The sequence below is a fragment of the Mesorhizobium sp. M0598 genome (assembly GCF_040320865.1).
In the GTDB taxonomy this organism is placed as follows: Bacteria; Pseudomonadota; Alphaproteobacteria; order Rhizobiales; family Rhizobiaceae; genus Mesorhizobium.
Genome location: NZ_JAMYQL010000047.1, coordinates 1 through 18,604 on the forward strand (window position 1 = coordinate 1; position 18,604 = coordinate 18,604).

An 18,604-nucleotide genomic window follows, 5' to 3' on the forward strand; every position below is an offset into this window, starting at 1 on the left:
CGGCAGGACAGAGGGGGGTGCGAAGGAATGAGACCTGTATCAAGAGGTCACTCGAACCGATCCGGCAAATGATGCTCTTCCGCAAGGTCCGAGAAGCGGGTGAACTCGCCCTGGAAGGCGAGGCTGACCGATCCCGTTGGGCCGTGGCGCTGTTTGGCGACGATGACCTCGGCCTTGCCGCGCATCTCGTTCATCTCGTGTTCCCATTTGATGTATTCGTCGGTGCCCGGCTTCGGCTCGCGGTTCTTCAGATAATATTCCTCGCGGTAGACGAACAGCACCACGTCGGCGTCCTGCTCGATGGAGCCCGATTCGCGCAGATCCGAAAGCTGCGGGCGCTTGTCGTCGCGGCTCTCGACCTGGCGCGACAGCTGCGACAGCGCGATGATCGGCACCGCCAGCTCCTTGGCTAGTGCCTTGAGGCCGGTGGTGATCTCGGTGATTTCCTGGACGCGGTTTTGCGAGGATTTCGCGCTCGATCCCTGCATCAGCTGGATATAGTCGATAACGATGACATCGAGGCCGCGCTGGCGCTTCAGGCGACGCGCGCGGGCCGACAGCTGAGCGATGGAAATGCCGCCGGTCTGGTCGATGAACAGCGGGATTTTCTGCATTGTCTGCGAGCAGGCGACCAGCTTTTCGAAATCCATCTCGCTGATCTCGCCGCGCCGGATTTTCGACGATGGGATTTCCGTCTGTTCGGAAATAATGCGCGTGGCCAGCTGTTCGGATGACATTTCGAGCGAAAAGAAGCCGACGACGCCGCCATTGGCCGCCTTGAACGAGCCGTCCGCCTGCTGCGCCGGGACATAGGCCTCGGCGATGTTGAAGGCGATATTGGTGGCGAGCGAGGTCTTGCCCATGCCGGGGCGGCCGGCAATGATGATCAGGTCGGACGACTGCAGGCCGCCCATGCGGCGGTCGAGATCGCGCAAGCCGGTAGCAACGCCCGACAAATGCCCGTCGCGCATATAAGCCGCATTGGCCATGTCGACGGCGGTCTTGACGGCATCAGTGAAGCTCTCGAAGCCGCCATCGTAGCGGCCGGTCTCGGCCAATTCGAACAGGCGCCGCTCGGCATCCTCGATCTGGTCGGAGGGCGACATGTCGACCGGCGCGTCATAGGCGATGTTGACCATGTCCTCGCCGACAGTGATTAGCGCGCGCCGCGTCGCCAGATCGTAGATGGCGCGGCCATAGTCGGTGGCGTTGACGACGGTGACGGCCTCGACCGCCAACCGCACGACATATTGCGCCACCGTCATGTCGCCGACCTTCTCGTCGGCCGGCAGGAAGGTCTTCAGCGTGATTGGCGTCGCGATCTTGCCCATGCGGATCAGCTCGGCCGCGACCTCGAAGATCTTTCTATGCAGCGGCTCGTAGAAATGGCCGGGCTTCAGGAAGTCGGAGACGCGGTAGAAGGCATCGTTGTTGACCAGTATGGCGCCGAGCAGCGCCTGCTCGGCCTCGATGTTGTTCGGCGCCTCGCGATAGAGCGGTGTTTCCGCCACGCCGAATTTTCGTGCTGCCTCTGCCATGATGTCCCCGGTCCTGATCCCCGTCTCTCGATATCAGAACGAGACAAGTCGGTGATGACTTATCTGCATCAGTCCCCAACCAACCAACTTTGATGCCCGCGATTCACAGCCAGGATCTTTCGGTGGAAAGAATCTCGATTGACTCGAATCAAGATGGCGAGCCTAGCCGTTCTCAGGCGAGAACAAAACAGGAAAATAGCTGCCGGTCATTCCGGCAAGGCATCACCCCAGTCCAGTCGCCGCGCGGCCTTGAACGTCTCGCCGTCGCGCTTGGTGAACAGTCGCTCGGCAGCACTCCCATCCTGTTGGCAAAGCTTCAGCAAGACCTTGCCGGAGCCCGATTTCGGCGGTGCGATCACCCGCGCCCGGGACGGAGCGGCCGGATGGCGGGATGCGGCGACAAAGATGAATTTCTCGTCCTCCCACGGCACCTCGGCATCCTTGGCCAGCCGGTGCAGGCGCGAGCGGGCGACGCGACGGGCGAAATGGCACCAGTCGGGGGCGACGAGCGGGCAAGGCGCCTCATGCGGACATGGCGCGAGCACATGCGCATCCGCCTCGATCAGCTGCCGGCGCACGGCAAGGATGCGCTGCCAGCCGGCCGGCGTGCCTGGCTCTACGACCAGCAGCGTGTCGGCGGTCAGCTGCCAGAGCCGGTCGACGAGTTTTGCCAGCGATGCCGGCGGGATCTCGTCCAGCACATAGGCTGAGGTCACCAGCTCGGCCGGCTCCAGCTCGGCTAGGTCGATAGTGACATCGCCGGTCCGCCAGGCGGTCCTGGCAGTGACCGCCTCGGCGGCAAGCGCCTCGCCGACGCGTCGCACCGCGGCACCGGCCTCGAGCAGCACCGCCTGTTCGAGATCGGGCCAGAGATCGATTGTGGCCCAAAGCACCGTACCAGGGCCGGCGCCGACATCGAGCAGGGTTTTTGGGAAAAAATCCGGCCGTGCCTCGCTGACCGCATCGAGGCTGGCGCGGATGGCGGCATAGGTCGCCGGCAGCCGCGTTGCCAGATAGGCCTTCACCGCCATGTCTTCGGCCATGTGCAGGCGACCGTCGCGCAACTCTGCGCGGTAGCGGTCCGACAGCGTCTTTGCCGCTTGCTTAAGCATCGGCAACGGCACCTGTTCGAGAAGGCGGTCGACGCCTTGTCTAAGCGGGACGGGCAGTTCCATCGCTTACGCCGCCCGAGGTGCGAGCACGATGACCGAGGCGCCAACGATGCAGATCGCGGCACCGGCAAGATCCCAGCGGTCGGGGTGCACGCCTTCCGCCAGCCACAACCAGGCCAGCGAGGCGGCAATGTAGATGCCGCCATAGGCGGCATAGGCACGACCGGCCGCACTGGCGTCGACCAGCGCCAGCAGCCACGCAAATAGCACCAGCGAGACGAGACCGGGCGCCAACCACAGCGGCGACTTGTCCAGCCGCCACCACGCCCAGAACGAAAAGCAGCCGGCGATCTCGGCAAGTGCGGCGGCGACGTAGAGGAGGTAGGTCATGAAAAAAGGTCCCGCGTTGACGGGACCTTTTTCAGCGTGCCGGCCGGCAATGGCAAGCGGCAATGGTGCAATCGCAGGCAGTCTACTCCGGATCCGCCACCTTGCGGCGGCGAGTGGGCTTGGCCGCAGAAGCCTTTTCACGACGTCCAAGATCGCGCATCTCCAGCGCCTTCTCGCAACTGGCCATGTAGTCGCGCGTCATCGGCAGCGTGTCGTTCTTCTTGGCAATCTGGATTTGGAAAATCACCAGATCCTGCCAGCGGAAAGCGGCTTCCGAGGCGGCAAGATAGAACTCCCACATGCGGCAGAAGCGCTCGTCATAAATCGCCTTGGCCTTGTCGCGGTTGGCGGCGAAGCGCTCGCCCCAATGCTTTAGCGTCTCGGCATAATGCAGCCGCAGGACCTCGATATCGGTGACGACGAGCCCCGATTTCTCGATGGCCGGCATCACTTCGGAGAGCGACGGGATGTAGCCGCCCGGGAAGATGTACTTGCGGATGAAGGCGCTGGTTGCCCACGGCACGCCGGAGCGGCCGATCGTGTGCAGCAGCATGACGCCGTCCGGCTTCAGCAGCGTCGCCGACTTGTCGAAGAAGGTGCGGAAATGATTGACGCCGACATGCTCGAACATGCCGACCGAGACGATGCGGTCGAAACGCTCATTAAGCTCGCGATAGTCCTTGATGTCGAAATGCACCCGGTTTTGCAGGCCTTGCGCATGGGCGCGGTCGGTGGCGACGCCGTGCTGCTCGGTCGACAGCGTCACGCCTTGCACGTCGACGTCGAACGCCTTGGCTAGATAGAGCCCAAGCCCACCCCAGCCGGAGCCGATATCAAGAACCGTCTGGCCGGCCTTCAGCCTGAGCTTGGCGGCGATATGGCGCTTCTTGGCCGCTTGTGCCTCGTCGAGCGTCATGTCCGGCTGCTCGAAATAGGCGCAGGAATATTGCATGTCCTCACCGAGGAAGAGGCGGTAGAGGTCGCCCGACAGATCGTAATGGCGCTGCACGTTGCGGCGCGCCCGCGACGCCGTGTTGATCTGCTGCAGGCGCCGGAAGGCGTGGCGCAGACCTTCGATCGCCTTCGACCAGGTGGCATCGATACCGCCGCTGCCCATGTTCTGGAAGGCAATCCGCATCACCCCCAGCACGCCGCCCTCGAGAATGTCGAGTTCACCGTCCATGTAGGCTTCCGGCACCGCCAGCATCGGATCGAAGGTTATTGCGCGCTCGGCATGCCTTGTCTTGATGTGCATGTGCACCGGCTCGCCGCTGCCGTCACCGAAAGTCACCATCGAGCCTTGCGGCCCTGTCACCTTGAGATTGCCTATGCGGACCAGGCGGTCGAGAACGCGTTTCAGCAGAATATTCATGACCAATTGTCCCCTCTCGGCCAGACATGCTGTCCTATTCTGCATCAAGATATAGGGGTTCGAAAAGTTCCATTTGGCATAAAAATGCCCGGGTACGAGGCCCGGGCATTGGTCCAGAATAGCGATTAGCCGGCGAATGCCGACGAATGACGATCAGCCGTTGTCTTCGCCGCCTTCGAACTCCGCATTCGGATCGAAGAAGTTTTCCGGCCGCGCATTATCGTTGATGTCTTCGCCGTAGATGGCTTCGGCGGTGGTCAGTGTTTCGCCCTTGGCCTGGCGCTCGGCTTCGTCGGCCGTGCGGGCAATGTTGAGCGTGATGGTAACCTCGACTTCCGGGTGCAGCGCGATCGCCACATTGGTGACGCCGATGGTCTTGATTGGCTGGTTGAGCAGGATCTGGTTGCGGTTGACCGAAAAACCTTCCGCCGTCACCAGCTCGGCGATGTCGCGCGTCGAGACCGAACCATAAAGCTGACCGGTTTCGCCGGCCGAGCGCACGGCGATGAAGCTCTTGCCGTCGAGCTTTTCTGCAATCTGCGCGGCTTCGGACTTGCGCTCCAGGTTGCGGGCTTCGAGCTGGGCCCGCTGTCCCTCGAACTTCTTCTTGTTACCTTCGTTGGCGCGCAGCGCCTTGCCCTGCGGCAGCAGGAAATTGCGGGCGAACCCGTCCTTGACCTTGACGGTGTCGCCCATCTGGCCGAGGCGGGAAACGCGTTCGAGAAGAATGACTTCCATGGTTTTGTTCCTTCGGTTGGGCACCTATCCTCAGGATCGGCGCCGAATTGTCTGGGACAGGTCAGGAAGCTGGGGCGTCGTCGCCTATGTCGCTGTCCTGCCTGTCGCGGCAGTTAGGATCTCTTGTCGAAATCCAACCCGGGATTTGATGGCAAACCCTGCGGCGCCCGTCGCCGTGGGAAAAGCGGGCGGCGAACCGCCCGCCTGAAGTAATCAGCGGACCACGTAGGGCAGCAGGCCGAGGAAGCGGGCGCGCTTGATCGCCTTGGCGAGTTCGCGCTGCTTCTTCTGGCTGACGGCGGTGATGCGCGATGGCACGATCTTGCCGCGCTCGGAGATGTAGCGCTGCAGAAGCCGCACGTCCTTGTAGTCGATCTTCGGCGCGTTGGCGCCGGAGAACGGGCAAGTCTTGCGGCGACGGTGGAAGGGGCGCCGGGTTGGGATCTGGTTGATGTCGACCATTATTCTGCGGCTCCTTCAAAGCCTTCGCGCGGACGGCGCGGGCCACGATCGGCACCGCCATCGCCGAAGCTGCGCGGCGGACGATCACCACGGTCACCGCGATCGCGGTCGCCGAATGAGCGCGGGCCACGATCGCCACGGTCGCGGTCGCCGAAGCCGCCGCGTTCCGAGCGCTCTTCGCGCTTCTGCATCATTGCCGACGGACCTTCCTCATGCGCATCGACCTTGATGGTCAGGAAACGCAGCACGTCCTCGGACAGGCCCATCTGGCGCTCCATCTCATTGAGCGCGGCCGGCGGGCAGGTGATGTCCATGAGTGTATAGTATGCCTTCCGGTTCTTGTTGACCCGGTAGGTGAGGGACTTCAGTCCCCAGTTCTCGACCCGGCCGACGGACCCGCCATTCGCGGTGATGACGCCCTTGTACTGTTCGACAAGCGCATCGACCTGCTGCTGCGAGAGGTCCTGCCGGGCAAGAAACACATGTTCGTATAGAGCCATAGTGTTCGTGCCTTTCTTCGTTTCTCTCCCGGTTCCCGGCGGCAAAAGCCTCTGCAACTTCTCTGACCCGCAATCCTTGCGAAGGCGGGGAAGAAAGGAGCATGACGAGACGGTCGAGAGCGGAGACACGGGAGGCGGAAGCGCTTCTGGCTTCACACGAAGGTTTCGAAAAACCTCCGGCCCTCCGTTCAGCCCCCAGCAAGGACCGGCAGATTGCGGGCGTCTATACAGGAATTTGACCGCAAAGCAAGGCCAAACGACTGGGCAAACGGCCCTACCGTCCCAGAGCGCCACGGGCCTCGATGGCAAGGCTTACGGATTTCCTGAAACCGGACCTTAACCACCATGCGAAGTTCCAGCACCGGCGGGCGTGGCGGCAACCCGTCGTTCATCATGCCGATGCAAAAGCAAACAGTCTGCGCGAGGTCGGCAGCAAGGCGGTTTTGGGGACAAAAATGCTTTTCGACAAATTCTGCCGTTCGAAGAGCGGCAACTTTGCCCTGATGCTGGCGTTCGGGCTGCCTGCGGTTCTGACCGCCGTCGCCTTTGCTGTGGACGTGTCCACCTTGATGAGGGCCAAGGTCAGCTTGCAGAACGCGCTCGATGTCGCGAACCTTGCATCTTCGCATCTCGGCGACATCGAGGCTTCGCGCAAGGACGTCTTCGACCGCTACTTCCAGACCAATGTCGCCGGCCACAGCGAGTTGAGGAACGCCGAAGCGACGCTTACCGTGGAAAGGGGCCTCAATTACATCCAGACAAAGGCTGTCGCCATGGCGGACGTCAATTTGAACTTCGCCTTCCTGTTCGGCAACGACAAGCGCATCACCGTCGATGCCGGCGCCGTCGAATCGACCAATCAGCTCGAAGTCGTGCTGGTGCTCGACAATACCGGGTCGATGGCCAGCAACGATCGCATCGGCGCATTGCGGACGGCGGCGACGGCCCTGATCGATATGCTCGAAGCGGCGAAGTCGCCGACGCGCAGCGTACGTGTCGCGGTGGTGCCGTTCGTCACCGCAGTCAACGTCAAGGGCGAGGACTACGATCCGGCCTGGATCGACATGGCCGGCAAATCACCGAACAATGGCGCCAATTTCCCCTTGGTCGGCGGCAAGCGCGTCAACCATATGGACCTGTTCAAGCAATTGGGCGTCGAATGGAGAGGCTGCGTCGAAGCGCGGCCCGGAACCAACAATGTTTCCGACATTTCGCCCGACCAAAACAAACCGGACACCCTGTTCGTACCCTATTTCGCGCCGGACGATCCAGGTAACGCTAAAAATCCAACCAGCTCCTACGGCAATTCAGCGACCGGCTACAACAATTCCTATCTCGACGATACCGTTGTTACCGTGCTTCCCGGCCTCACCAGCGACATGGCGAAGTACAGTGTTTCGACGATGAAGCTGATCAACGACAAGAGAGGCCCACTGACTATCGGCCCAAACCGGGCCTGTCCGACGCCGATAGTGCCGCTGACCGATGATTTCGACAAATTGCGGAAGGCCGTCGGTGAGATGATCGAATGGAACGGCTCGGGGACCAATGTTTCGGAAGGCTTGTCATGGGGGATGCGGGTGCTCTCGCCGGAACCGCCTTACAGCGACGGCGCGCCGTTCAGGGCGTCAGGCACGACCAAAACGGTGCTGCTGCTCACCGACGGCGAGAATGTTGTCTATGGCGCGAAGGATACGCCACAGAAGTCGGACTATGGCTCCTACGGATTCCTGGCCTCGGGTCGGTTTGGATCCAGCGACCAGACCGCGGCTGCGCGCAATGTCGACGATTGGACAACCAATGTATGCAACACATTGAAGCAGCAGGACGTGCAGATATTCACAGTGCTGCTGCAGGCCGACACCGCAGCCAACCGCAAGCTTTACGAGGCCTGCGCATCGTCGCCGTCGGATTATTACCCGACCAACGACGTCAGTCAGCTCGAAAGCGTCTTCCTGAAAATCGGAAGCTCGATTTCGCAGCTGCACTTGACGAACTGAACGACGTCGGCCGCTCTCCCGCCGCCGCTGCTCAACTCGTGTGTGCAGCCACTTTGCCTGTGGTTTCGGGGAAGAAATCGGGCGCCGCATGGCGCTTGCCGAACATCATGTCGTATTGCAGCAGACGGAAGTCGCGGATTGCCGGATCGATCTCTTTCTGACGCGACCAATCGGGGGTGGCGTCGCCCCCCGGTGCCAAAAGCAAATTGCGGTCGATAACGCGGTAGCGCTCTCGCAACTGTCCGAGGAAGCCGGTGTAATAGGGATGGCTGATGCCGGCTGTCTTCAGGATATGGTAGGGCAGGAAGGACGGGCTGACGGCGCCCAGATCCTCGGCCGGGCCGCTGCGATTCGACCAGACGATCAGCGGCGTCTGGTGGTGCAGCAGCATCTGGTCGGCCGCCTCCTTGCGCGGCGCAACATTGTCCTTCAGGAAGCCGGTCTCGACGTAGACCGGCCCAAGCGGCGGCAGATGGTCGCCGAAGAACGCGATGACGGTCGGCCGCTCGCGTTTCTTCGCCCATTCGATCAGCCGCTCGAGGCCGCGGTCCGCGTCGGAAGAGCCTTCGGCATAGCTCAACAGCGATTCACGCGCCCATTGGCTGATCGGCGCCTGCACCTTGTGGGTCGGATTGTTATAGCGATACGGCTCATACGGCCCGTGGTTCTGCAAGCTGACGGCGAAAAAGAAGACCGGCTCGGCGCTGGTATCGGCTTCGTGGATGATCTCGTCGGTCATCGCAGCGTCCGACGCGAGCGGTCCGCGCTTCTGCATGGGCGGCAACGTCTCCTCGGACTTGAAGTCGTTGAAGCCGAAATCGGCATAGACGGCCCCCCGGTTCCAGAACCAGTTAGTGCCGGGATGGATAGCGCGCGCCCGGTAGCCTTGACTTTTCAGGAAGGTCGCCAGCGAGGGAGTCGGTGTCCGCACATATTGCTGGTAGGGAATGCTGCCCGCCGGCAGGAAGGCGTTGGAAAAGCCGGTCAGGGCCTCGAACTCGATGTTGGCCGTCATGCCGCCGAACTCGGGCGAGAACATGTAACCCGTGCGCAGTGCCCGCACATTGGGGATAGGGTCGGGCGTGATGGTGACGCCGGGTAGCTTGGTCGGATCCCAGAAGGATTCGCTCATGACGACGATGATGTCGGGCTTCTCGGCGGGTACCGAAGCCGTCACCTGCGGTTTGCCGATCGCTTCGATCGCCTTGCCGGAATAGCCGGGCGGCGCCGAGACATGCGCCATCGGGACGTTCAGCGCGAAGGCGAGCGCAAAACCGTTCGAGGCATAGTTTTCCTTCTGGTCCCACATGATCGGGATGATCTGCAGCCGGTCGCGTGTCCACGAGAAAGTGGCATAGTCCATGATGGAGACGAAGAAGGCGATCAGCGGCACCGTCAGCGTCAGCCGGGCAAGGCGGCCCTTGTGGCTGAGTGCCGGAACGCGGCGGCGCCATAGCCGCCAGCCATAGACGAGCAGCGACAGCCCGCCGACGATGCCGATCGCCAGGGCAATGGCGGTTCCCGGGCGATCGCGTACCAGAAGCGGCATCAGTGCCACGATCTGCCGGGAATAGAGGAAATCGGTCGGATAGAGCGGATCGCCGAGATACAGCGACTTCTGGTGGCCGACGAACGCCAGCGACAATGTCAGCGGCGCGACGATCATCAGGCTCTGATGACTGCGGCCGAGCACGGCGTCAAGGCCGATGAGGATCAGCGCAAAAATGATGATCGTGGTCCAGCCGGGTTTGAAAGGCTGCAGAAAGAAATCAATGGTGCCGGCAAAGTTGCCGCGCACGATCAGTTCGATGGCAAACACAAGGATGGCCGCAGCCAGCAAGCTGATAAGGCCATAGCGGATGACAGGCCATTTGCGCGCCGGCAGATAGCCGGTCGACGGATCGCCTTCAAGAAACTGGGGCGCCGCCTCGGCTGCGCTCTGCTTGGTCTTTGCCACTTCAATAGTTCCCCGGCCCGCAACAAAAGCGTCACTCGATTGTCATCGAACTGTCACGCAAAGCTTAGCGCCTGCGGCGGAAATAAGAAGAGCCAGCAAACAAATCGTGAGCGGTTTTCATCATGAGTGATCGCCAAAAAGCCTGCCGAAACAGGCACTCGGCCGATATTACGCGATCAATGTTGGACTTGACTCGGCCGCACGCCTTGCCTCACAGGCAACGAGAACCAGCAGCTGGGAGCCGCCGATGGCCATCGCATTCACCTTTCCGGGGCAGGGCAGCCAGGCTGTCGGCATGGGCAAGGACCTCGCCGATACCTTTGTGGAATCGCGGCGGATCTTCGAGGAAGTTGACGACGCGCTCGGCGAAAACCTATCGAAGCTGATCTGGGAAGGCCCGGAAGAGACGCTGACGCTGACCGCCAACGCCCAGCCGGCGCTGATGGCGGTGTCGCTTGCCGCAATCCGGGCGCTGGAGGCGCGCGGCTTCTCCCTGAACGGCAAGGTCACCTATGTCGCCGGCCACTCGCTCGGCGAATATTCGGCACTTGCGGCCGCAGGTTTCGTTTCGGTCGCCGACGCCGCCCGGCTGTTGCGCATCCGCGGCAATGCCATGCAGGCGGCTGTGCCGGCCGGCGAGGGCGCCATGGCGGCGATCATCGGGCTGGAACAGGCCGACGTCGAAGCCGCTTGCGCAGAGGCCGCCCAGGGCGCCGCCAAAGATCCCGCACAAGCCTTGGTTTGCCAGATCGCCAATGACAATGGCGGCGGCCAGCTGGTGATCTCCGGCGCCAGGCCAGCGGTCGAACTGGCGGCGAGGCTATGCACGCAGAAGGGCGCCAAGCGGGCGCTGATGCTGCAGGTCTCGGCGCCCTTCCATTCGGCATTGATGAAGCCTGCGGCCGAGATCATGCGGGAGGCGCTGGCCGCCGTGACGAAGAGTGCGCCGGTCGTGCCGCTGGTCTCCAATGTTACGGTGACCCCGACGAGCGATCCCGACGAGATCGCCCGCCGACTCGTCGAACAGGTGATCGGGCGCGTGCGCTGGCGCGAAACGGTGGAGTGGTTCGGCAGCAACGGCGTTGCGAGGCTTTACGAAGTGGGCGCCGGCAAGGTGCTGTCGGGGCTGGCCCGCCGCATCAACCGCGATATTGCCACCAGCAGCATCGGATTGGCGGCGGAGGTCGAGACGGCACTTGCCGCCTTGGGTGACCACGTAGCTTGAATTCATCTGTGCTTGCCGCTACATGAATACATGTATCGCAACAAGGTGCGGCATGCCCACGTCGATCCGCCTTTCTCCTGAAGTCGAGCAGCGCCTGGATTTTCTCGCGGCCAAGACTGGTCGCAGCAAGGCCTACTATCTGCGCGAGCTCATTGAACGTGGCCTGGAGGATTTGGAGGATTACTACTTGGCTGCCGAAGTCGTTGAGCGGATCAGGCGTGGTGAAGAAGACGTCATGAGAGCCGAGGACTTCTGGCGTGGCCTGGACGCTTGAATACGCCCGCTCGGCGCGAAAATTTGTCGAAAAACTGGATCCGCAGACACGTCACCGTATCCGTGATTTTATTGAAAACCGCATTGCCGTTCTCGACAACCCGCGTGAACTCGGCAAACCTCTGAAGGGCCCGCTCGCAACCTTTTGGAGATATCGCGTCGGGGATTATCGCATCATTTGCGATGTGCAGGATAACCGGCTCGTCATTCTGGTGGTAACCATAGGCCACCGCGGCGACGTTTACAGATAGCCGAACTCACCGGCCCGTATGATTGGCCAGTACGATTTGGGAAGAGGATAAAACATGTTCGAATTGACCGGCCGCAAGGCGCTCGTCACCGGCGCATCGGGAGGTATCGGCGAGGCGATCGCCCGCGTGCTGCACGGCCAGGGCGCCATCGTCGGCCTGCATGGCACACGTATCGAGAAACTGGAGGCGCTGGCCGCCGAACTGGGCGACCGGGTCAAGCTTTTCCCGGCCAATCTTTCCAACCGCGACGATGTCAAGGCGCTCGGCCAGAAGGCGGAGGCCGACCTCGAAGGCGTCGATATCCTCGTCAACAATGCCGGCATCACCAAGGACGGGTTGTTCGTACGCATGGCTGACGCCGACTGGGATAGCGTGCTCGAGGTCAACCTGACCGCCGTGTTCCGGCTGACCCGCGAGCTTACCCATCCGATGATGCGGCGCCGCCATGGCCGCATCATCAACATCACTTCAGTGGTTGGCGTCACCGGCAATCCCGGCCAGACCAACTACTGCGCCTCCAAAGCCGGTATGATCGGCTTTTCCAAATCGCTGGCGCAGGAGATCGCCACCCGCAATATCACCGTCAACTGCGTCGCCCCGGGCTTCATCGAATCGGCGATGACCGCCAAGCTCAACGACAAGCAGAAAGAGGCGATCATGGCGGCGATCCCGACCCGGCGCATGGGCACGGGCGCCGAAGTCGCCTCTGCCGTCGCCTACCTAGCTTCCAACGAGGCAGCCTACATCACCGGCCAGACCATTCATGTCAATGGCGGCATGGCTATGATCTAACACTTGGGAAAACGCTTCATTCCGTCTTGGATGCACGGGGTTTTTCGTGTAATGCCGCCCGCAACCCGGCGGTTCGGGCAAAAACCGGTCCTGTTCCGTTGCGTTTCCGGCAGGACCATCTTTCAGCTTGATTAGCGGCATTCTGCCCGCTAACGAAGACAGACAACCAAAAGACGAGGATGCCCAAATGAGTGACACCGCAGAGCGCGTCAAGAAGATCGTCATCGAGCACCTTGGCGTCGATGCCGACAAGGTGACGGAGCAGGCGAGCTTCATCGATGATCTGGGCGCGGACAGCCTCGACACGGTCGAACTTGTCATGGCGTTCGAAGAAGAATTCGGTGTCGAAATCCCGGACGACGCCGCCGAGACCATCCTGACTGTTGGCGATGCGGTGAAATACATCGACAAGGCCTCCGCCTGACGCTATTTGCAGTCATCACCGGGGAGGACCTGCGATGAGGCGTGTCGTCGTCACGGGCCTTGGGCTGCTTTCGCCGTTCGGCATGGGCTTCGAGCACAGCTGGAAGGAGCTTCTGACCGGCCGCAGCGCAGCCAAGCGCATCACCGAATTCGAGGTGGAAGACCTTGCCTGCAAGGTCGCCCACGTCATTCCGCGCGGTGACGGCTCCAATGCCACTTTCAATCCTGAAGCCGTTCTCGAGCCGAAGGAACTGCGCAAGATCGGCGACTTCATCCTGTACGGGATCGCGGCCGCCGACGAGGCACTCAAGGATTCCGGCTGGCAGCCGAAGACGCATGAGGAACAGTGCGCCACCGGCGTGCTGATCGGGTCGGGCATCGGCGGCATCGAAGGCATCGCCGAGAATGCGATGATCCTCAAGGAACGCGGTCCGCGCCGCATCAGCCCATTCTTCATCCCTGGCCAGATCATCAACCTCGTCTCCGGTCAGGTCTCGATCCGGCATGGGCTGAAAGGCCCCAACCATGCCGTCGTCACCGCTTGCTCGACCGGTGCGCACGCCATCGGCGATGCCGCCCGGCTGATCATCTGGGGCGATGCCGACGTTATGGTCGCAGGCGGCGCCGAAGCGCCGGTGACGAGACTGTCGGTCGCCGGGTTCGCCGCTTGCCGCGCTCTCTCCACCGAGCGCAACGACGCGCCACAAACGGCCTCACGCCCCTATGATCGCGATCGCGACGGCTTCGTCATGGGCGAGGGCGCCGGCGTTGTCGTGCTCGAGGAGCTCGAACACGCCAAGGCCCGCGGCGCCAAGATCTATGCCGAGGTCACCGGCTACGGTCTGACCGGTGACGCCTATCACATCACCGCGCCTGCCGAAGACGGCGACGGCGCTTTCCGTTGCATGACCGCGGCGCTGAACCGGGCGAAGCTGACGCCGGCCGATGTCGACTACATCAACGCGCACGGCACCTCGACCATGGCCGATACGATCGAACTCGGCGCCGTCGAGCGGCTGGTCGGCAACGCCGCCTCGAAGATATCAATGTCGTCGACCAAATCGTCGATTGGCCACCTGCTGGGCGCGGCTGGCGCTGCCGAGGCGATCTTTTCGATCCTCGCCATTCGCGACAACATCGCGCCGCCGACCATCAATCTTGACAATCCGGAGCGCGAAACGGCGATCGACCTGGTGCCGCACAAGCCGCGGGCCCGCCAGATCGACGTGGCGCTGTCCAACTCCTTCGGCTTCGGTGGCACCAACGCCTCGCTCGTCTTCCAGCGCTACAATGGCTGACCGCTCTGCCGGTTTCCGTCTGCCGTCAATTTCGCCATATTCGCCCCTACTCTGCCCGAGGGGATTCGTCGCAAGATCAAATGGTAGGGCGCTATGAACACAAATCCGGCCGATAACGGGGAATTCGGGCAACGGGCAGCAACGCCCGGCCCGATCGTGCCGAAGACGGCCAGCGAGGCGTTGCGGCCCGAGGCCGGCACGCCGCCGCCGAAGCGCTCGCGTGCCTCGCGCAGCCAGTTCGTCGTGTTCATGAACTTCGTCATCTCTTCGGTGATGCTGATGGTGCTGGCGGCAGGCGTTGCGCTGTATTTCGGCAAGCAGGAGTTCAACGAGCCCGGCCCGTCGGCCAATGGCGACACTTTCCTGGTCAAGCCGAATAGCGGTGTCCAGGAGATCGCCGACCAGCTTGAGCGGCGAGGGCTGATCAGCGACGCCCGCATTTTCCGCCTTGGCGTGCGCGCCTTCGGCAATGATTCGGCCCTGAAGGCCGGCGAATACGAGATCAAGCCGCAGGCGTCGATGCACGATATCATGGAACTGCTGAAGAGCGGCAAGTCGGTGATGTATTCGCTGACTATCCCCGAGGGGCTGACGGTCGAGCAGGCGCTGCAACGAATCGCCGAGCAGGACGCGCTGACCGGCGATATGCCGTCGACCACTCCACCTGAGGGCAGCCTCGCCACCGACACGCTGCGTTTCACCCGCGGCGCAACACGCCAGCAGATGGTCGACAAGCTTCTGGCCGACCAGAAGAAGCTGGTCGACGAGGTCTGGCAGCGCCGAGCGCCGGATTTGCCGATCGCCAACGTTGAGGATTTTGTCGCCCTGGCCTCTATCGTCGAGAAGGAGACCGGCAAGGGCGATGAACGCTCGCGCGTAGCCGCCGTCTTCCTCAACCGGCTGGCCAAGGGTATGCGGCTGCAGTCGGACCCGACCATCATCTACGGCCTGTTCGGCGGCAAGGGCAAACCCATCGACCGCCCGATCTATCAGTCGGACATCCAGAAGCCGACGCCCTACAACACCTATCTGATCAACGGCTTACCGCCGACGCCGATCGCCAATCCCGGCCGTGCGGCGCTGGAGGCAGTCGCCAATCCGTCGAAGACCAGCGATCTCTACTTCGTCGCCGACGGCAGCGGCGGGCACGTCTTTGCCTCGACGCTCGATGAGCATAACGAGAATGTCGCTCGCTACCGGGCACTGCTGAAAAAGCAGGCGCAGGACGCCGCCAAGGCCGGGGCAACCAATACCGGAGCCGACACGCCGGCGGGAGCCATCGTTGACGATGCGGGCACCACCGCCGCCCAGTAGGGCCGGACGCCATCAGGTTGGCCCTGTGCATGTCCGGGTGGATGTGCAAGGGCTGCTATGGCATTGAAATTCACATGATCCTGTCCGGAGAAAATCGCTCCGGCTTGAGGGGCATTCGGCAAAGGGACGCACGGCTACATGAACTTGCAGAGCATGACCGGTTTTGCGCGCAGTGTCGCCGAACACGACGGTACTTCGATTGCCTGGGAAGCCAAGTCCGTCAACGGCAAAAGCGTCGAGGTCAGGCTGCGGCTGCCGCAAGGTTTCGACCGGCTGGAGCCGGCCGTCCGGCAGACGGTGCAAAAGCGTTTTGCGCGCGGCAATTTCCAGATGACGCTGACCATTGGCCGCGCCGCCGGCGCGCAAGCGCAACCCGTGGTCAACGAGGCTTTCCTGAAGGATCTGGCGGGCTTGGCCAAGCGGCTGCAGGAGCAGTTCGGAGTAGCCCCTGCGGCGGCCGACGGCCTGCTTGCGCTACGCGGCGTCCTCGACATTCCCGAAACCATCGAAACCGAAGAGGCGCGCAGTGCGCTCGATACCGCAATACTGTCGGCGCTGGAAGCAGCACTGAACGGGCTGCAGCAGGCGCGCCAGGGCGAAGGTGCGGCACTTCGTTCCCTGCTGTCCGGCCATATCGATGCCATCGAGGCGCTGACGCTGCGGGCCGAGGCCGATCCATCACGCGAACCGGCCACGATCCGCGAAAGGCTCGCCGAGCAGATCCGCCTGTTGATGGACGCGTCTGCCAACTTGGACGCCAGCCGGCTGCATATGGAAGCGGCGTTCCTGGCCACCAAGGCCGACATACGCGAGGAAATCGACCGGCTGAAGACGCACGTGGTGTCGGGGCGGGCACTGCTCGCCGGCGGTGGGGCCATCGGCCGCAAGCTCGATTTCCTGGCACAGGAATTCAACCGCGAATCGAATACGCTGTGTTCCAAGTCGAATGCTGCCGCGGTCACCGCCATCGGGCTGGAACTGAAGGCGGTCGTCGACCAGTTTCGCGAACAGGTCCAGAATCTGGAATGATCCCGATGCCAAGCCACATGACTGCCAAGCCCCATGACCGCTAGGGATGTGGGTTCCCGCATTCGGCGCCGCGGGCTGATGCTGGTCTTGTCGTCGCCGTCAGGCGCCGGCAAGTCGACGATTGCGCGCAATCTGCTGGAGAGCGATTCCAGCCTGGAATTGTCGGTCTCGGTCACCACGCGGCCACGCCGCGGCAGCGAGATCGAGGGCGTCCATTACCACTTCCGTACCATGCGCGAGTTCGAGCGGCTGCGCGATTCCGATGCGCTGCTCGAATGGGCGGAGGTGCATGGCAATTGCTACGCGACGCCGCGCGAGCCGGCTGAACAGGCGCTGGCCGAAGGCCGCGACATGCTGTTCGACATCGACTGGCAAGGCGCTCAGCAGCTCAAGGAGAAGATGCGCGCCGACATCGTCTCGATATTCATCCTGCCGCCATCGATGAAGGAATTGAAGGCGCGGCTGAAGCGTCGCGCCGAGGACCAGGAAGCGGTGATCGAGACGCGGCTCAAGAACGCCCGCAACGAGATCGAGCACTGGAAGGAATATGATTTCGTCATCGTCAACGACGATCTCGACCGCGCTTTCGCCGAGGTGCGGGGCATCGTCACGGCCGAACGACTCAGACGCGATCGCCGGCCGGGCCTATTCGATTTCGTCTCGGGGCTGCTCGACGAAAAGACGGATTGATCAAGGCGCTGTCCCCACGACCAGGATCAGATTGCGGCTGAGCGCGGCGTCGCGCAGTTCCAATGCCGCGGCATATTCGGCGGAGCGGTACCAACGCCGCGCCGTGTCCATGTCGGGGAATTCCACGATGATCAGCGGCCCGGGAGACCAGTCGCCTTCCAACCTTTCCACCTCGCCGCCGCGTACCAGATAGCGCCCGCCATGCTGGGCGATGGAGGCAGCCGCGCGGGCGCGATAGGCTTCGATAGCCTCTGCGTCACGGATCGTGACGTCGGAAATGACATAGGCGGCCACTGTTTGTCTCCGGGCAGGGTTTGTCCGGCTATCTATGCCATGAGAGCGGAAATTTCACGCGGACGCTTCCCGGCATCACACCGCGTTGGTCAGGCGAACGAATTCCTCGACGCTGAGCGTCTCCGCACGCCTGGTCGGATCGATGCCGGCGCGGGTGAGCAGTGCCTCGCCGCCGAGGCTTTTCACGCTCTGCCGCAGCATTTTCCGGCGCTGGCCGAATGCCGCTTCGGTGACGCGGCTGAGCCGTTTCACCTCTGCCGGCAAGGGGTTGGCACGCGGCACAAGATGCACCACCGAGGACGTCACCTTGGGTGGCGGCGTGAACGCCTGCGGCGGTACGTCGAAGGCGATCTTCGCCTCCGTCCGCCAGCCGGCCAGCACGCCGAGCCGACCATAGGCCTCGCTGCCGGGGCTGGCTGCAATGCGTTCGGCGACCTCGCGCTGGAACATCAGCGTCATCGATGTGTAGAAAGGCGGCCACTCGGTAACGGTCAGCCAGCGGATCAGCAATTCGGTGCCGATATTGTAGGGCAGGTTGGCAACGATTTTCGACCCGCCGCTTCCCGGCACTCCTTTGGCAAGCGCTGCAAAATCAGCTTTCAGCGCATCGCCAGCTACGATCTCGAGCCGGCCCGGATAGTGGTTCGCGATCTCGGCCAGGGCCGCCAGGCAGCGCTCGTCGCGCTCGATGGCGACGACCCGCCGGGCGCCGTTGAGGAGCAGGGCACGAGTCAGCCCGCCCGGACCGGGACCGACCTCGATAACCGTAACGTCGCTCAGGTCGCCGGCGGTCCGTGCAATCTTGCTTGTCAGGTTAAGGTCGAGCAGAAAATTCTGGCCCAGCGCCTTTTTCGCCTGCAGCCCATGGCGCTCGATCACCTCGCGCAGTGGCGGCAGGCCGTCTATGCTCATCGGGCTGGGCTCATCAGGCGGGCTCATCGGGTTA

At 62.6% G+C, this 18,604-nt stretch carries 20 protein-coding genes; 10 read left to right on the plus strand and 10 right to left on the minus strand.

The window, feature by feature from the left end:
- Positions 1-47 precede the first annotated feature (47 nt).
- From NKI59_RS31745 to rpsF, 7 genes are all read right to left on the minus strand, one after another.
- The gene (locus NKI59_RS31745; RefSeq protein ID WP_023677714.1) at positions 48-1,538 is read right to left on the minus strand and encodes a replicative DNA helicase; all 1,491 of its coding nucleotides are present in this window, start codon (positions 1,536-1,538) and stop codon (positions 48-50) included.
- A gap of 206 nt (positions 1,539-1,744) precedes the next feature.
- Positions 1,745-2,713 (minus strand): small ribosomal subunit Rsm22 family protein, encoded by a 969-nt coding sequence (locus NKI59_RS31750; protein ID WP_352708512.1) that lies wholly within the window; start codon positions 2,711-2,713, stop codon positions 1,745-1,747.
- 3 nt (positions 2,714-2,716) lie between these two features.
- Positions 2,717-3,040, minus strand: coding sequence for a YnfA family protein (locus NKI59_RS31755; RefSeq protein WP_352708513.1), 324 nt, complete (start codon positions 3,038-3,040; stop codon positions 2,717-2,719).
- Positions 3,041-3,122: 82 nt separating this feature from the next.
- Complete coding sequence (locus NKI59_RS31760; protein ID WP_352708514.1) at positions 3,123-4,412, minus strand: cyclopropane fatty acid synthase; 1,290 nt, start codon at positions 4,410-4,412, stop codon at positions 3,123-3,125.
- Positions 4,413-4,565: 153 nt separating this feature from the next.
- Positions 4,566-5,150, minus strand: coding sequence for a 50S ribosomal protein L9 (rplI, locus tag NKI59_RS31765; RefSeq protein WP_352621242.1), 585 nt, complete (start codon positions 5,148-5,150; stop codon positions 4,566-4,568).
- Positions 5,151-5,363: 213 nt separating this feature from the next.
- Positions 5,364-5,612, minus strand: a complete 249-nt coding sequence (gene rpsR, locus NKI59_RS31770) for a 30S ribosomal protein S18 (RefSeq protein WP_006203718.1) — start codon at positions 5,610-5,612, stop codon at positions 5,364-5,366.
- Positions 5,612-6,112, minus strand: coding sequence for a 30S ribosomal protein S6 (rpsF, locus tag NKI59_RS31775; protein WP_292663863.1), 501 nt, complete (start codon positions 6,110-6,112; stop codon positions 5,612-5,614). Before rpsF ends, rpsR begins: the two co-directional genes overlap by 1 nt.
- 455 nt (positions 6,113-6,567) lie before the next feature.
- Here rpsF and NKI59_RS31780 point away from each other — a divergent pair, with 455 nt between their 5' ends.
- On the plus strand, positions 6,568-8,112 hold the full coding sequence (locus tag NKI59_RS31780) for a pilus assembly protein TadG-related protein (RefSeq protein ID WP_352708515.1): 1,545 nt from the start codon (positions 6,568-6,570) through the stop codon (positions 8,110-8,112).
- A 31-nt stretch (positions 8,113-8,143) separates the two neighbouring features.
- Here NKI59_RS31780 and NKI59_RS31785 read toward each other — a convergent pair whose 3' ends face one another.
- A complete protein-coding gene (locus NKI59_RS31785) occupies positions 8,144-10,069 on the minus strand; it encodes an LTA synthase family protein (RefSeq protein WP_023677707.1) in 1,926 nt (641 codons plus the stop codon).
- A gap of 247 nt (positions 10,070-10,316) precedes the next feature.
- Here NKI59_RS31785 and fabD point away from each other — a divergent pair, with 247 nt between their 5' ends.
- From fabD to gmk, 9 genes are all read left to right on the plus strand, one after another.
- A complete protein-coding gene (gene fabD / locus NKI59_RS31790) occupies positions 10,317-11,294 on the plus strand; it encodes an ACP S-malonyltransferase (RefSeq protein ID WP_352708516.1) in 978 nt (325 codons plus the stop codon).
- A gap of 52 nt (positions 11,295-11,346) precedes the next feature.
- Positions 11,347-11,568 carry a type II toxin-antitoxin system RelB family antitoxin gene (gene relB, locus NKI59_RS31795; RefSeq protein WP_352467166.1) on the plus strand — a complete coding sequence of 74 codons (222 nt, stop codon included), beginning with the start codon at positions 11,347-11,349 and terminating at the stop codon, positions 11,566-11,568.
- On the plus strand, positions 11,552-11,818 hold the full coding sequence (locus tag NKI59_RS31800; protein WP_352467165.1) for a type II toxin-antitoxin system RelE family toxin: 267 nt from the start codon (positions 11,552-11,554) through the stop codon (positions 11,816-11,818). Before relB ends, NKI59_RS31800 begins: the two co-directional genes overlap by 17 nt.
- A 54-nt stretch (positions 11,819-11,872) precedes the next feature.
- On the plus strand, positions 11,873-12,610 hold the full coding sequence (fabG, locus tag NKI59_RS31805; RefSeq protein ID WP_352708517.1) for a 3-oxoacyl-[acyl-carrier-protein] reductase: 738 nt from the start codon (positions 11,873-11,875) through the stop codon (positions 12,608-12,610).
- Positions 12,611-12,797: 187 nt separating this feature from the next.
- On the plus strand, positions 12,798-13,034 hold the full coding sequence (locus NKI59_RS31810) for an acyl carrier protein (RefSeq protein ID WP_006203723.1): 237 nt from the start codon (positions 12,798-12,800) through the stop codon (positions 13,032-13,034).
- A 34-nt stretch (positions 13,035-13,068) separates the two neighbouring features.
- The gene (fabF, locus tag NKI59_RS31815; RefSeq protein WP_352454402.1) at positions 13,069-14,331 is read left to right on the plus strand and encodes a beta-ketoacyl-ACP synthase II; all 1,263 of its coding nucleotides are present in this window, start codon (positions 13,069-13,071) and stop codon (positions 14,329-14,331) included.
- 93 nt (positions 14,332-14,424) lie between these two features.
- Positions 14,425-15,645: an endolytic transglycosylase MltG gene (gene mltG, locus NKI59_RS31820; protein ID WP_352708518.1), complete on the plus strand. Its 1,221-nt coding sequence runs from the start codon at positions 14,425-14,427 to the stop codon at positions 15,643-15,645.
- A gap of 138 nt (positions 15,646-15,783) precedes the next feature.
- A complete protein-coding gene (locus NKI59_RS31825) occupies positions 15,784-16,674 on the plus strand; it encodes a YicC/YloC family endoribonuclease (RefSeq protein WP_352579240.1) in 891 nt (296 codons plus the stop codon).
- A gap of 33 nt (positions 16,675-16,707) precedes the next feature.
- Positions 16,708-17,364 carry a guanylate kinase gene (gmk, locus tag NKI59_RS31830; protein ID WP_023677701.1) on the plus strand — a complete coding sequence of 219 codons (657 nt, stop codon included), beginning with the start codon at positions 16,708-16,710 and terminating at the stop codon, positions 17,362-17,364.
- Here the strand turns inward: gmk and NKI59_RS31835 are convergent, their stop codons facing one another.
- Together NKI59_RS31835 and rsmA are read right to left on the minus strand one after the other, a co-directional pair.
- Entirely contained in the window at positions 17,365-17,658 is a 294-nt protein-coding gene (locus NKI59_RS31835) for a DUF1330 domain-containing protein (protein ID WP_352708519.1), read from the minus strand.
- A 75-nt stretch (positions 17,659-17,733) separates the two neighbouring features.
- Positions 17,734-18,570, minus strand: a complete 837-nt coding sequence (rsmA, locus tag NKI59_RS31840) for a 16S rRNA (adenine(1518)-N(6)/adenine(1519)-N(6))-dimethyltransferase RsmA (protein ID WP_352708520.1) — start codon at positions 18,568-18,570, stop codon at positions 17,734-17,736.
- Positions 18,571-18,604: the final 34 nt, after the last annotated feature.

Bases quoted from the DNA above. Each gene is read 5' to 3' on its own strand.
- NKI59_RS31745 (WP_023677714.1), bottom strand. From the start codon at position 1,538: ATGGCAGAGGCAGCACGAAAATTCGGCGTGGCGGAAACACCGCTCTAT.
- NKI59_RS31750 (WP_352708512.1), bottom strand. From the start codon at position 2,713: ATGGAACTGCCCGTCCCGCTTAGACAAGGCGTCGACCGCCTTCTCGAA.
- NKI59_RS31755 (WP_352708513.1), bottom strand. From the start codon at position 3,040: ATGACCTACCTCCTCTACGTCGCCGCCGCACTTGCCGAGATCGCCGGC.
- NKI59_RS31760 (WP_352708514.1), bottom strand. From the start codon at position 4,412: ATGAATATTCTGCTGAAACGCGTTCTCGACCGCCTGGTCCGCATAGGC.
- rplI (WP_352621242.1), bottom strand. From the start codon at position 5,150: ATGGAAGTCATTCTTCTCGAACGCGTTTCCCGCCTCGGCCAGATGGGC.
- rpsR (WP_006203718.1), bottom strand. From the start codon at position 5,612: ATGGTCGACATCAACCAGATCCCAACCCGGCGCCCCTTCCACCGTCGC.
- rpsF (WP_292663863.1), bottom strand. From the start codon at position 6,112: ATGGCTCTATACGAACATGTGTTTCTTGCCCGGCAGGACCTCTCGCAG.
- NKI59_RS31780 (WP_352708515.1), top strand. From the start codon at position 6,568: ATGCTTTTCGACAAATTCTGCCGTTCGAAGAGCGGCAACTTTGCCCTG.
- fabD (WP_352708516.1), top strand. From the start codon at position 10,317: ATGGCCATCGCATTCACCTTTCCGGGGCAGGGCAGCCAGGCTGTCGGC.
- relB (WP_352467166.1), top strand. From the start codon at position 11,347: ATGCCCACGTCGATCCGCCTTTCTCCTGAAGTCGAGCAGCGCCTGGAT.
- fabG (WP_352708517.1), top strand. From the start codon at position 11,873: ATGTTCGAATTGACCGGCCGCAAGGCGCTCGTCACCGGCGCATCGGGA.
- NKI59_RS31810 (WP_006203723.1), top strand. From the start codon at position 12,798: ATGAGTGACACCGCAGAGCGCGTCAAGAAGATCGTCATCGAGCACCTT.
- fabF (WP_352454402.1), top strand. From the start codon at position 13,069: ATGAGGCGTGTCGTCGTCACGGGCCTTGGGCTGCTTTCGCCGTTCGGC.
- mltG (WP_352708518.1), top strand. From the start codon at position 14,425: ATGAACACAAATCCGGCCGATAACGGGGAATTCGGGCAACGGGCAGCA.
- NKI59_RS31825 (WP_352579240.1), top strand. From the start codon at position 15,784: ATGAACTTGCAGAGCATGACCGGTTTTGCGCGCAGTGTCGCCGAACAC.
- gmk (WP_023677701.1), top strand. From the start codon at position 16,708: ATGACCGCTAGGGATGTGGGTTCCCGCATTCGGCGCCGCGGGCTGATG.
- rsmA (WP_352708520.1), bottom strand. From the start codon at position 18,570: ATGAGCATAGACGGCCTGCCGCCACTGCGCGAGGTGATCGAGCGCCAT.